At 54.0% G+C, this 12960-nt stretch carries 15 protein-coding genes; 7 read left to right on the top strand and 8 right to left on the bottom strand.

Features of this window, described 5'->3' with window-relative positions:
• Nucleotides 1-42: 42 nt before the first annotated feature.
• Nucleotides 43-723 carry an HAD family hydrolase gene (locus JMJ04_RS24335; protein ID WP_201373016.1) on the bottom strand — a complete coding sequence of 227 codons (681 nt, stop codon included), beginning with the start codon at nt 721-723 and terminating at the stop codon, nt 43-45.
• A 156-nt stretch (nt 724-879) separates the two neighbouring features.
• Complete coding sequence (locus JMJ04_RS24330; RefSeq protein WP_201373015.1) at nt 880-1335, bottom strand: hypothetical protein; 456 nt, start codon at nt 1333-1335, stop codon at nt 880-882.
• Between the two features lie 311 nt (nt 1336-1646).
• Between JMJ04_RS24330 and JMJ04_RS24325 the strand changes: the two genes are divergently transcribed.
• Nucleotides 1647-2396 carry an SDR family NAD(P)-dependent oxidoreductase gene (locus tag JMJ04_RS24325; protein ID WP_201373014.1) on the top strand — a complete coding sequence of 250 codons (750 nt, stop codon included), beginning with the start codon at nt 1647-1649 and terminating at the stop codon, nt 2394-2396.
• Between the two features lie 106 nt (nt 2397-2502).
• Here the strand turns inward: JMJ04_RS24325 and JMJ04_RS24320 are convergent, their stop codons facing one another.
• Both JMJ04_RS24320 and JMJ04_RS46850 read right to left on the bottom strand, forming a co-directional pair.
• Nucleotides 2503-3261 (bottom strand): metallophosphoesterase family protein, encoded by a 759-nt coding sequence (locus tag JMJ04_RS24320; RefSeq protein ID WP_201373013.1) that lies wholly within the window; start codon nt 3259-3261, stop codon nt 2503-2505.
• Between the two features lie 123 nt (nt 3262-3384).
• Entirely contained in the window at nt 3385-3699 is a 315-nt protein-coding gene (locus JMJ04_RS46850; RefSeq protein ID WP_236038371.1) for a DUF3761 domain-containing protein, read from the bottom strand.
• Nucleotides 3700-4457: 758 nt separating this feature from the next.
• Between JMJ04_RS46850 and JMJ04_RS24310 the strand changes: the two genes are divergently transcribed.
• Both JMJ04_RS24310 and JMJ04_RS24305 read left to right on the top strand, forming a co-directional pair.
• Nucleotides 4458-4868 carry a PPOX class F420-dependent oxidoreductase gene (locus tag JMJ04_RS24310; protein WP_201373012.1) on the top strand — a complete coding sequence of 137 codons (411 nt, stop codon included), beginning with the start codon at nt 4458-4460 and terminating at the stop codon, nt 4866-4868.
• 65 nt (nt 4869-4933) lie between these two features.
• Complete coding sequence (locus tag JMJ04_RS24305) at nt 4934-6127, top strand: macrolide family glycosyltransferase (protein ID WP_201373011.1); 1194 nt, start codon at nt 4934-4936, stop codon at nt 6125-6127.
• A 450-nt stretch (nt 6128-6577) separates the two neighbouring features.
• Here JMJ04_RS24305 and JMJ04_RS24300 read toward each other — a convergent pair whose 3' ends face one another.
• Complete coding sequence (locus tag JMJ04_RS24300) at nt 6578-7081, bottom strand: pyridoxamine 5'-phosphate oxidase family protein (RefSeq protein WP_201373010.1); 504 nt, start codon at nt 7079-7081, stop codon at nt 6578-6580.
• 232 nt (nt 7082-7313) lie between these two features.
• Entirely contained in the window at nt 7314-8009 is a 696-nt protein-coding gene (locus JMJ04_RS24295; RefSeq protein WP_201373009.1) for a Type 1 glutamine amidotransferase-like domain-containing protein, read from the bottom strand.
• A gap of 358 nt (nt 8010-8367) precedes the next feature.
• Between JMJ04_RS24295 and JMJ04_RS46845 the strand changes: the two genes are divergently transcribed.
• From JMJ04_RS46845 to JMJ04_RS24280, 4 genes are all read left to right on the top strand, one after another.
• On the top strand, nt 8368-8844 hold the full coding sequence (locus JMJ04_RS46845; RefSeq protein ID WP_236038369.1) for an IS5 family transposase: 477 nt from the start codon (nt 8368-8370) through the stop codon (nt 8842-8844).
• Nucleotides 8732-9244 (top strand): transposase, encoded by a 513-nt coding sequence (locus tag JMJ04_RS24290; protein ID WP_338001075.1) that lies wholly within the window; start codon nt 8732-8734, stop codon nt 9242-9244. Before JMJ04_RS46845 ends, JMJ04_RS24290 begins: the two co-directional genes overlap by 113 nt.
• A gap of 201 nt (nt 9245-9445) precedes the next feature.
• Nucleotides 9446-10348, top strand: coding sequence for a diacylglycerol/lipid kinase family protein (locus JMJ04_RS24285; RefSeq protein ID WP_201373007.1), 903 nt, complete (start codon nt 9446-9448; stop codon nt 10346-10348).
• Nucleotides 10345-11028 (top strand): lysophospholipid acyltransferase family protein, encoded by a 684-nt coding sequence (locus tag JMJ04_RS24280; RefSeq protein ID WP_201373006.1) that lies wholly within the window; start codon nt 10345-10347, stop codon nt 11026-11028. Before JMJ04_RS24285 ends, JMJ04_RS24280 begins: the two co-directional genes overlap by 4 nt.
• Nucleotides 11029-11136: 108 nt before the next feature.
• On the opposite strand, the gene JMJ04_RS24275 is transcribed toward JMJ04_RS24280, so the two are convergent.
• Nucleotides 11137-11877: a hypothetical protein gene (locus JMJ04_RS24275; RefSeq protein WP_201373005.1), complete on the bottom strand. Its 741-nt coding sequence runs from the start codon at nt 11875-11877 to the stop codon at nt 11137-11139.
• Nucleotides 11878-11931: 54 nt separating this feature from the next.
• Nucleotides 11932-12822: a hypothetical protein gene (locus JMJ04_RS24270; protein WP_201373004.1), complete on the bottom strand. Its 891-nt coding sequence runs from the start codon at nt 12820-12822 to the stop codon at nt 11932-11934.
• Nucleotides 12823-12960 lie beyond the last annotated feature (138 nt).

Below are 12960 nucleotides of genomic sequence, written 5' to 3'. Positions count from 1 at the left end.
TTATAACCTGGCTGGCATCTCTTATCAAATGTGGAATGGTGGCTAAACGGAGGCGCTCTCCGCTTTCATTTCGTGCCCAAGCAATATGGCAAGGTTACTTACGCTGTCTATCAGGTGTGTAGGTTGCTGGTCCTGGAGTTCCTCGTAGGAGCCATAGCCATAGGTGACGGCGATGGAAGGGAGGCCATTCTGCTGGGCGCCGATGATGTCGTGTTTACGATCGCCGATCATGATCGCGTTCTGGTAAGCTGGAGCAGGAAGAGAGGCCAGGGCGTAGGCAATGACGTCGGCCTTGGCAATGCGTGTGCCATCCAGTTCGCTGCCTACGATAAGCTCAAAATAATGTGCTAGATCGAAATGGGCCAGAATGCGCTCGGCGAAAACCGTAGGCTTGGAGGTCGCGACCAGCAGGCGCTTATGGCTGGCACGCAGATCGGCGAGCAGAGCAGGAATGCCGGGGTAGACCGCGTTCTCATACAGCCCGGTATCAGCGAAATACTCACGATAGTAAGCAATGGCCTGCTGGGCCTGCTCGGGCGTGAGGCCATAGTAATGGTGGAAAGACTCGGCAAGGGGCGGGCCAATAAAGGGAACGAGCACTTCAAGATCAGGAACATCTATGTCAAAGCGTGCCAGGGCGTACTGCACGGACTTCGTAATGCCTGGCTTGGGATCAGTCAGCGTGCCATCGAGATCGAAGAGCAGAGTATCATAGGTTAGCATAAGTCTTTTTGTAGTTCGCTTTCTTGCATATTGATTAGCTCTATCATAACACAAGAACTTATTTGGAGATGGCATAATACGTCCAGTGCCATAAGCAGTGATGAAATCAATGAGTGGACTGGACGTGGTTGAGTGTATGTAATGTCAATGCGCATATCAGAGGCTGATCCACATGTACATGTTTTTTGTCTCGGCGTGAGCGCGGACGGCGAGCTGGCAGAGCTGTTGGAGAAATTGCGTGGCCGCCTCGGTAGGGGGCAGGCCTTTCTTGCTTTGCCATTCCTTGGTCGCTCCCCACTGCGCGCCATAGTGGCTGATCTCAGTGTCTTGTAGCGTAGCTAATCTGTCAACCAGGGAATCGGGGAACTGGTAGATCCATTGCTCGGTGGATTCGGCCTCGCCGAGCATGCGTTCATCAAGGCTGGACAAGATAGCTGGTAGGCTATTCTTTTCCAGATTCATCACGATGAGTTCCAACTGAGCCAGCATGAGAGGGTCGATATTCTTGCCCTGCATGGTTGGAAAGAACTGGCCTGGATTGCCCTGACTCATGAATTGTGTCTCTTCTAGCTCAGTCTCAGTCGCAATAAAGGCGTCGCTTATGAGGCCCATTGTGTTATCTCCATTATTTTAGCGCTTCTTGTCACAAATAGAAGCTTAATTTGTATTTCATGTATTAATCTATATCTGAAGTTTAAGGTTGTCGTGCAACAAAAGCATCTTCAGTATATCATTAACAGACCATATCCGCCGTATGTAAAATCCATGATGCTTTCATATCTGTTTCTTTGTGGAAGGGAGCCAGGGTGGGCGTCTCCCTTCGCCAAGAATGATACGTGATATAGCTGAAGGATGCGTGGTTGCGTGCTACGGCGCAACCATATTTTCTGCCTGAATTAGTGTTAGCGAAGGGGACAAGAGAGATGGCAAAGCGCTTAGAGGGTAAGGTTGCGTTGATTACGGGCGCATCGTCTGGAATTGGAGAGGCGACGGCGCTGGCCCTGGCGGCTGAGGGGGCGCAGGTAGCGGTGGTAGCGCGTCGGGCTGAACGCTTGCAGGAGCTGGTTAAGCTCATTCATGAGCAGGATGGCACGGCGGTGCCCGTGGTGGCGGATGTGGCCGACGAGAAACAGGTGCAGAATGTGGTCAACCATGTGAAGGGGAAGCTGGGGCGCATCGATATCCTGGTCAATAACGCTGGCCTGATGCTGCTGGGCATGATCGATGGCGCGAATACCGAGGATTGGCGGCGCATGGTGGATGTCAATATTATGGGCTTACTCTACACAACGCATAGTGTGCTACCAATCATGAAGGAGCAGAAGAGCGGGCATATCATCAATATCTCCTCGGTGGCGGGCCGCACGGCGCGTGCGGGGAGCGGCGTCTATAATGTCACCAAGTGGGGTGTTGTGGCGCTCTCTGAGGCGCTACGGCAGGAGGTCTATAAAGACCATATTCGTGTCTCCGTCATCGAGCCTGGCGCGGTCGCGACCGAGTTGACCGAGCATATTACCGATGAAGAGGCTAAGAAAAAGCAGGCCGAGTGGTTGCAAGGCATTACCCCGTTGGAGAGCGAAGACATTGCCAATGCCATCGTCTACGCTGCGACCCAGCCCGAGCGCGTCAATGTCAATGAGATTCTGATTCGCCCAATCGAGCAAGATCGCTAAGCTGCGTGCGGCACAACGCTGCTAAAGCACGCGTCTACATATAATGATATGGCACGCCCATATCATTATATGTAGACGCGTGCTTTAGCAGCGTTGGTCAGAAACTCTAGCGGCTAGCGGCCAGTTGCTCAAAGAATTCGGCGGCCTCGGTGGCTGTGGGTATTTTGAGAATGTTCTCGTCGGCAAAGTCCTGGGCCTGGGGATAGCCGCTCTCGCGTACTTGTTGGGCGGCAGCCTCCAGGTCATACTCCGTCCGGCGGAACTCGTGGCCTTCGGGGGTGAGAAGCAGCCAGTATGCGCCCGGGCTATCCGCGTAGGGCATGCCCACACTACCTGCGTTGATGATGCGTGTGTTGCCTGTCTGGCGCTCAAATTGTATGTGGGTATGGCCGCAAATGACGATAGGATGGGCGGTATTGGCGAAGAGCGTGTCGAGGCGCTTCTGGGGCGTCAGGGGAGTGAAGAGGTCCTCATCGTTGTGGGGCGTGGCATGGCAGAAGAAAATTTCGCCCTGTTCTTCGAGAGGGAGGGTTAGACTCTCGGGTAGGCTGGCCAGGTAATCGCGCTGAACCTGCTCCAGTTGCCGCCCAACCCAGCTGGTTGCCGCCTGGCTCTCTTCTGACATGTGTGAGGGCAGGGGAAGGCCGTCGAAGGCCAGGACGGCCTCGCGTTCTCCATTACCACGAATGGCGCGCATGTGCAGATCGAGTTGTTGCAGGCGTTCCAGCGTCTGACGCGGGAAGGGACCCGAAACAATATCGCCGCCCAGTACCACCAGGTCGGGCTCTATCTCCTCAAGCTCATTGAGCACCGCTTCTAGAGCAGGCAGATTTCCATGAATATCATAGAGGGCCGCAATCTTCATATGTTAACTCCTCTTTCATTTCTATGTCTCTATGCAAAGCATAGCAAAGACAGGCCGTATGGGGAAGAAGATACATATGCTTGTAGCATATATATCCGGTCGTGGGGTGGATTTTTTGCTGGGCTAATGGGAATAGAGCGTGCGGCTCACCCCTCCATCACGTGAGCAGGCACTTGATCGCCCACCCGACTTACTATATTGCCCATCCTTGCACTCAACCACATAACCCTTCCCACTCGAAAACGAAGATATACGGTCAAAGTACCCACAGAAGCCAGCGGGCGCATTGGTGATCACATTTCCTGGATTGAAATCATATCCCCAAGGGTTTCCATTAACGCCTGTGTCTGGGACAGGCGATGGTGTCGGCGGTTGAATAGGTGTTGGTGTTGGGGATGGTTTAGGTGTGGGGATTGGCGTTGGGCTAAACTGGTCCATTGGTGTGTCCTGCGCCTTCGCCACGGGTGAAGGTTGTGACGCAAGTAAATTGCCCGAGAACATGTGGGTGCTCGCGCTAGCGCACGAGAGACAAAGTATGAGTGCTACAAATATCGTAAAGCAGCCAATCCAGCCTTGCACCTTTTTCGATTGTTTTTTGTACCAGGCCCAGGGCGCGAAGGGTCGGCGCGGCGGACGTGGTGGTGTCAATGGCAAAAACGGCGGAGACGGAGGTGATATAAAGTGTGATTGTGTTGGGTCCATCATACATCCCTAAAACATATATTCCTTTCCGTAAATATACCTCTTGTAGATATACCTCTTATATGCGAAAGTGAGAAGGATTTAGGATATGTATGCAGGGCCTTCCAATTCTCATGCATATGGAGTCCTTCGCGCCTGCGGCGCTCGGGGGTAAGGGGTCTGCGTGGAAAATGGCTTCGCCATTTTCCACGCAGACCCCTTACCCCCGAGGCGAGCGTAGCGAGCCGAAACAGAGCAAAAGAGAATTGGAAAGCCCTGGATATGTATGAACGCATCAAAATACGAAATTGGGTATTTGCCATTGTACTGAGCAGGAACGTAGCAAGGGACGCACGCTCATACACAAAGTTTGTTGAATTGATACATAGGCGTAATATTCATAAAGAAGCCAGGTGGTTGGGAAAGTGTTGCTTTGTGTTGCTATTGTGTCTTACACTGAAGTTATGATTGAGCACGCACGAAAATCCCTGATATAAAATAAGGAGGCGCGAGCTTTGAGCCATTTCACCGAAACTGAGATTGCATATATGCAGGGGCAGAAGCTAGGGCGGCTGGCAACGGTGGATGCCAAGGGGGATCCACACGTGGTTCCGGTGGGCTTTCGCTATAACAGCGAGCTGGATACCATCGACGTGGGTGGTTACAATATGGGTCAGAGCAAGAAGTTCCGCGACGCGGGGCGTCATGGGCGCGCTGCCTTTGTCATTGATGATGTCTTGTCGCCCTGGCAGCCACGTGGCATAGAGATCCGTGGGCGTGCTGAAGCCATCCAGCAAGGTGGAAAAGAGATCTTGCAGAATGAGAATGTAGATGCCGAGTTTATTCGTATTACGCCCACGCATATTATCTCGTGGGGCATCGATACCCATCCCTATCATCCCAGCAGCCGGAAGATCTCTTCCTAGCCTCGCTGAAACAGGGGTGGCTGTGCGCAGAAACAAAAAATTTGGAAATGAGTGAGCAAGGATATATGGCTAAGTTTCTTTTTTGTAACGTGCCACGCTATGGACAGGTCAATCCCACGCTGGCGGTGGTGCAGGAGCTAGTTGTGCGGGGAGAGCAGGTGGTGTACTGCTTAACCGAGGATTTCCGGCGCGCGGTGGAGGCTACTGGCGCGCGCCTACAGCCCTATCGATCGACGATGTTTGGTTTCAGTTCGCCGAGCGCGCCGAGGGGCCCCTATTCCTCAAGCACGCCCGCGCGCCTGGTGGAGGAGAGCCGCTACGTCCTCTCGCAACTACGAGATGTCGTGCGTATGGAGAAGCCGGACTGCGTGATTTATGACCCGGCCAGCCTCTGGGGCTATGTGCTGGCTCAAATGCTGGGTGTGCCAGCGATCCAGTTCCGGCCCGGCTATGTCTTCAATGAGCACTTTCAATTTGCGAGCGAGCTGTGGGAGGGGGCCGCGGAATCGATTCATCCCCATCCCTTTGAGCAGGCGAACAATGATTTCGAGGCGCTCTGCCGCGTCTATGGCGTGAATGCGTTTCCCTTACAGGAGATGTATGCTCGGGCGGAAGCGCTGAATGTTATTTCTATTCCCAAGGCCTTCCAACCTGCGGGCGAGACCTTTGATGAGCGTTTTCGCTTTGTCGGACCCTCCATTGTCTCGCGGCTCACGACCTCGGAGTTTCCCCTGGAGCGCATCAATAGCCAGCCTGCGCTCTATATTTCCCTGGGAACGATCTTTAATAACCGCGTCGATTTCTTCAACACCTGCTTTGAGGCCTTTGGCGGGAGCGCATGGCAGGTCGTGCAGGCTATTGGCCAGCGCATCAACCGTTCACAGTTGAAAGAGATCCCCAGCAACTTTATGGTCTATCCCTTTGTGCCGCAGTTGGAGGTCTTGCAGTATACCGACATCTTTATTACGCATGGCGAGGTGGGTAGTATCATGGAGTCGCTGTATTATGGTGTGCCGCTTATCGTGGTACCTCAGACCTCCGAGGAGGCGATCACCGCGCGCCGCGTCGAGGAGCTTGGCCTGGGCCTCTCGCTGGACACGGGCGATCTACATGCCGATGTCCTGAAGCAAACTGTAAATCGTATCGCCAGCGACTCTAGCTTCCGCGTCAGCACCAAGCGTATGCAGCGTGCCCTGCGCGAGGGCGGTGGCTACCACGCCGCCGCAGATGCCATAGTTGATTTTAACCAGCGTAGGTAGCCCGCTACTAGCGTACGCGGCTACTGGGGCTGTGCCCTGGCGTACGCGGCTACTCTCGCCCTCGAGCAGTAGCCGCGTACACCGGTAGCGGCTAAAAGCGACTTTAACAATCTGATGATACTTGTTTGATAAACATATTTTATATTTGTGGTGCAGCTCGTCGTACTGTTTTAGTCCCCCTTTACGTGCATAACTCTCTATTGCCTCTCTGTCTGGTGAGAGATACTCCCTTCACTTGACGCCAATCCGCCTGTTGCCTCAGACGGGCAATCTCCTCTCCTAGGTCGCCGCTGGTCTGGTCATCCGCGACTCCTCCCAGTTGGCCTTCTTGAGAGACTTGGAGAAGACACCTTGGGGATCTGATTCATCGGGGCAGCGAAGACCTCGGCTGAGAAGGGCCAGTACTCCGCCATGGAGAGATAGGTACTCCCCATGATATGGATACCCGCTTCAGAACTGGTGGCGGGTGTGGCTAAAGGTGCCCTTAGCGAACGCAAGGATCTTGGTGGGCGTGACCGAGAACACAGGAATCGTATCGCTTCCTTCGTGCTGAAAGACGCCGTTGTGCACCTTGTATTGCCATCGCCCGTCCCACTTTGTGGTCCATGCTTCGGCGAGGCGTTCGAGTAGGTCATTGTCGGTGAGTTGGACGGCATCGCCCTCGACCACGACGTCTAGTCCTGCATCCCAGTGGTTACAGCCGGTCGTCAAGATCACATGCGGGTTCCCACGAAGGTTCAAGGCCTTCTGTTCGGTAGCACCGGTACAGAAGTAAATGGCCCCATCAAACCACACGGCCACGAGCGGAGTAACATGGGGGCGACCGTCGGCCCGAACCGTCGAGATCCAGAATATCTCGGCTGTTTCAAGTACTCGACGCGTCTCATCCCATGATGTGGCAACCGCATCCGAGTCGCTGAATCGCGGATCGATTTTCGTGATTGGTTCGTTCATCAAAAGCACTCCTTTCAATCACCACGTTTTTTTTGTTGCTCAATTCGCGCTGATTTCCTGACATTCACCCTAAAATTCGTGCTAGTTTGACCCAATTTACTAGCTGCTTTGTGTGCGCCGAGCGACTGCCCTCGTGTGCCCGATCCCGTTGGGGGAAGTCGTGTGAGGTCGGTGTACGCGGCACGATCGGTTCAACCAAGCTGGAGCACGAACGGCTCAGGGCCGAACCAGCCTACTCCTGGGTAAACAGCTTCCAGTGCCCCTCGGAGATGACGTCGACGACGCCATCAACCACTTGTATGGCGGTCTGATCGTCAATCAAGTACGCCGGCACCGGCATGCCGGCGGCCCATTTTTCAGCGTTGGCCATGGAATTGTCCGGCATATCGTGGTGATCCAGGTGCGGACACATCGCAAAATCAACCAGTCCCAGCGTTCTATCGCCACCAGTGGGCGGCTTCCAGCCGACGAAGTCCTCCCCGATGCTGGGGGCCATCACCATGCTTCCGGCGCTCAGTCCCACATAGACCGTCTCGCGCCCAAGCTCCGGCAAGAGGTCGGCCAGTCCGGATTGCCGCATCCAGTAGCACAGATACAGGGGATCGCCGCCTTCCACCAGCAGGGCGTCCGTCTCTTTGACTAGCGGGAGCCAACACTTTTCATCGATACTGGGCAGCGCGGTGAGTTCCAGCACGCCCAACGACTTCCACCCCAATTCGCACATGGAGGTGAATCCGTCAGGGAATGGAGCGGTGTTGGTCTCTCCGCGGATCAGCCGGGCGGCCATGGCTGGACCATTGGGGTTGGCGTACAACGCGGTGGGAATGTAGAGGGCGCTGGACTCGGAGATCGGTTTGCCTAGCAGATCAACCAGGGCGTTACGAATGCTGTCGTTGCTGATGCCACCAGAGGTGAGCAGAAATTTCATGAGGGGTTCTCCTTGCCGATTGAATGGGAGCCGAAAGGCTCCTCCAGTCCCTCTCTTTGAGACTGAAGCAGAACTCCCCCAGAACGGAACGACTGCGTTTCTCCCAACTTGAGTCGTCTGCTCTCGTTGTCAGTCTTGCGTACCAAGGTCTTCCGCTCCCTCATTGCATGCAAGACATTCTACCGTCTTACCAAGCACAAAACTTCTCCTATCTTGCTCTTCTTGCCACGCAGGGTTGCTGTCGTGCATTCCAAAACATGGTCTAAGATAGTGTTTGAAAGTGGTCATCTCGCCGAGAGGAAGAAGAAAGGGGTTGATGTAACGAGTCGAAGAAGCAGAAAGAAAGTGCAGAAGGCGTATGAAGGTGACACTGGGGAGGAAAGCCTATCCCTCCGATCTGACGGATGAGCAGTGGGAACTGTTGGAACCCCTGATCCCTCAACCATCCCTGCAGGGCCGCAAGCCGTTTGTCTCGCGACGCGAGGTCGTCAATGCAATTTTGTACGTTTTGCGCAGTGGATGTCCCTGGCGCATGCTGCCCCATGAATTTCCCGCGTGGCAAAGCGTCTATTACAATTTTCACCGCTGGGAGCGCGAAGGCGTTTGGGATCGTATTCTGCAAACCCTACGCATGCGGATGCGCACCAGGCAAGGCCGAGAGGAAGAGCCAAGTGCGGCGATCATCGACAGTCAATCCATCAAAACGAGTGCGGTTCGGGGTCCTGAAAAGGGCTACGACGTCGGGAAAAAAAACGTGGGGCCGCAAGCGTCATGCATTCGTCGATACGCAGGGCAACCTGTTGGCTGTGAAGGTGACAGGAGCCCAGGCCTCTGATCACCAGGGCGGCACTGCCCTGCTCGAGCCACTCAAGAATGCGCTTCCCCGTCTGCAGCTCATTTGGGGCGATAGTCATTACGGCGGAACCTTTCTGACCTGGGTGAAAGAAACGCTGGGCTGGACGATTGAGACCATCCATGCAGTCACGCTCCCCAAACGAGGCCTGCTCGTGCCCGAAGGGGAGGAGGTGGACTGGGACGCATTGTTTCCCACAGGCTTGCGGCCTCAGCCCAAGCGATGGATCATTGAGCGCAGTTTCTCCTGGATCGTGCGCTGGAGGAGGCTTTGCCGCGATCACGAGGGGCTCCCACAGAGCAGTGAGGCCTTTATCAAGCTCTCTGCCAGCTACCGTATGCTCACCACGCTCGTGCCAGCTTTCCCATCGCGACCGTTTTAAAACACTATCTCAGAGAATGGTACGGGCACATCGCGCCATGATATGAAGACGGTTGAGGTTGTTCGGGGCTGACCTCTAATTTAAGTGCTCTCACACCAAGTGTTCTCACGCCGTTTCGTCGATATCATCCTTTCAGGAATTGTAGAGGTCTTCGGGGTATGGTACAATCTTGCCTAAGATCCACCACTGAAGGAGATATTTATGGAGTCTGCTCAACCTCTTGTCATGCTTAATCCTGCCGCTCGACATGGCAAAGTAGACCTCTATCGTACACTTGTACGCAGCCGCGCGGAACAGGAAAAGGCCGAATATATCGAGACAAGCGCACCAGGAGAAGCGCGGGAGCGTGCCCGGCAGGCTGCTATGCAGAAGCGTCCCGTGATTATTGTTGGCGGGGATGGCTCGGTAAATGAAATCGTCAACGGCCTGTTGAGCGTGAGCCAGCGTGTTCCGTTGGGCATCGTGCCAGCAGGTTCAGGCTGTGATTTCGCCTGGAATACCCTCCACTTGCCTCATGATCCCCAAGCCGCAGTCGAGCGTGCTTTTAGTGGTAGATTGATTGATGTGGATGCTGGCCAGGTAAATGAACAATATTTCGCCAATTCGTTTAGCGTGGGGCTTGATGCCGATATTGCTGTGGCAGCGGGGAGCCTGAAAAAATATTTGCGCCTGGCTGGTATGCCTCTCTATTACACCTCAACCCTGCGCCAGTTGCTGTTCGGCTACCACCGTTGCCCCTGGCTAAAGTTCAGTCTGGATGATAATGGAGAGAGGCGCGAGCAGGAACAGCGCTTTATCCTTATGGCGATTACCACGGGGCCAACCTATGGTGCCGGCTTTCGCATCAATCCTCAAGCCGATCATACAGATGGCCGCTTCGATATCTGTACCATTCGTTACACACCCTTGTTGCGTGCCCTGCGCCTATTACCAATCGTCCAGAAAGGTGAACACAGCGATTTGCCAGAAGTAACCTTCTATCGTGCTAGAACCGTGCAGATTGAGAGTCGGGAGCCTGTGCATATGCAGATGGATGGCGAAACCATGTCCGCGAGCAGCTTCAATGTCACCATTTTGCCGAAGGCCTTGTGGGTACGTGTATGAAAAAGGCCGCAACCTATGGAAGTGGCCGACCAGGCAGCATCATTTACACTCTGTTGCGTCCAGTGGCTCGGTTGTTGATATTGCTGGTCTGCCGTGTCTCGGTGCGTAGTTCGGAGCATGTGCCAGTGACTGGTCCCCTTTTGCTCGTCTCTAATCATCTCAGCTGGTTCGATCCCATCCTGGTGGCGGGTCTTTTTCCTCGCCGTACCTGGTTCTTTGCTAAGAAAGAGATTTTTTCCTGGCCCATTGTGGGCTGGCTGGTGCGCTGTACCGGGCAAATTCCTGTACATCGTGGCGAGAGCGATCGCGCGGCTCTGGAACAGGCGCTTGCCTACTTACAGGAGCAACGACCCTTGCTCATCTTTCCTGAGGGGACTGTCGCCCGCCAGGAGCAGATGCTTCAGGCCCACACGGGGGTCGCGATGCTTGCCCTGCGTACCGGAGCGACAGTTCTCCCTGTGGCGTTGAAAGGGTCACGACGTATTCTACGCCCTGGAGCTGGGTGGCGCCCTCATGTCTCTGTTCAGTTTGGTGAGCCCTTTGTTCCCGTTCTGCCCGCAGGATTGACGCGTAAAGAGGGGTTACGCAGTATCACACAAGAAATGATGTTGCATATCGCTACCCTGTTGCCGCCAGAGCAGCGGGGAGTCTATCGCGATTTGCCGCTGGAGAAGATGTAGAAGGTGTGTCGATCCGTAACTCTGCTGGTAAATTGGGAAATGCGCCACAAGTGGGAGCCCTGTTGTATCTGAACGCTTTTGTGGCGCTTTTGTCACCAGATTTATAACTTACCCCTGAGGGGTTAGATGCAGATTCTGGCGAGAATTGGCCATTTCTGCCTTCTTCGGATGCCGGGCCCGATGCCCGCGCCCAGTAACTATATACACCACCCCCGTATAGTTCACAAGATAGGCATAACTGCAAGCAAACCCAATCAGCGCGATCAGGGAGATGAGGCGTGTCCATCCTATCCAATCGGGAATAGGAGAGGGCTGAAAGGCATCACTGAGTAGGATTTCCAGACCCAGGAAGAAGAGGAAGCCAATACTCGATATAAGGGTCGCGCGCAGCCGTCTCTTCTTGCGCACTTCCACGCTGTCTACCCTAAATTTGACCTCCTGCTGACAATCCGCACATTTTACCAGCACCACTCGGTTCCCACTGAGAGGCGGGCTGAACAAGACGGGTTGGCTCGTGTACTGGGTGGTTGTTTCGCGTGCTCCCAGCAATGCGCGTTCGCGTGTCTCGACGCTCAGAATATGATCTAATTGCAGCAAGACCTGGTTATTTGGGAGCGGATCCATCAGCCCCTGCTGCCGCCACACTACATACTTAAATGCCGCGCCAATTACTACCAACAGCGCGTAGCCATAAAAGATGATCGAGAGAGGATTGAGAAAGCCGGATGGTCCTAAGCCGACAACACCACAACTCGTGCCCAGCGCGAAAGCTACAATACAGTGTAACAGTAGCCTTTGCGGTGTTCCATTAATTAAGTTGATGAGTCCTCGAATGAGCGTATAAAACATGGATAGCGGTGATCCTCCTTCCGGGGGACATAATCTCAAGTATAAATACATGGATTATTTGGCAGACGCATTTTTTTCCCTGTAAAGTGATACGACCCCTTGCAGAAAGAGCGAGATCGCAAGGAGCGCCAGGAGAAGCCAGATGCTAGCACTGATCTCTGGAAAGCCATCAGTAGGAAGCTGCGGGTCTCCTTCAATGGTTCCAAAGATAACCAGGCCGGCGACTAAGACAGGAATAACTATCATGGCGACTAAGAGGTTTCTATTCCCCTTATCTGATTTTGCATCTGCTTGTTTGCTCTTCTGCCGCCGGGAATGTCGCCAATCCCAGAGATTAGTGACAAGCCATCCAATCAGGAGCAAATAGGTGAGTGCGATAAACCCGTACCAGAGCGCGCGTCCACCAGACCAGAAATAGCTTTCTTGTGGCAGCAGGTGGATCTGAACAGGAATAGCGAGATCCTCCGAACTATTTCCAATGGGGCCATTCGTGAGGATAGTTCCCGTAATCCGCCCGGAAAGCTGCCGGTCCATGGGGCCACTTAGCGATGTGGGAAGAGTTACAACCCCCCGCACTTCGACCTTTTTAGGTTGATTACTGATGGTATATGTATCGCCCCAGTCGGGTTGGCTTGATCCAACAATCTGCAAGGGGGTGCTTAATCCAGCCAGTGTCAACCGCACACCTGTAGGACTCGCCCATGCTCCGTCGCCTGAACCTGAAAACCCGAGATCGATAACAATGGAGAGAGCTTCCCCGCGCACTGTGGTGATGTGTAGGCTCTGTTGATTCTGTGTGATAGCAGTATGCTTCTCTACAAATTGACGCGCCGACAAAATATATCCTGGAATAGCCACAACGATGAGAAGAACCAGAAGCAACCACAAGGACTTGTTCAGAGAGCGCTTGCTACTTTTAGTTGTCTGAATTGGCATTTTTGCCATCAATACACCTCCTTTCTTTCTTCGCTTTGCTTGCGACGGCAGCTTTACGCTTCCCGATGATATCAGAAGAAACGGGATTTGACCATGCCATTGACCTGCCATTACCCTGACACTTTGCTTTAAATGCTTTACACAGCC

Source organism: Ktedonobacter robiniae, assembly GCF_016587375.1.
Lineage (GTDB): Bacteria > Chloroflexota > Ktedonobacteria > Ktedonobacterales > Ktedonobacteraceae > Ktedonobacter > Ktedonobacter robiniae.
The sequence above is the reverse complement of the archived record's forward strand: the minus strand, read 5'-3'. Positions and strand labels throughout refer to the sequence as shown.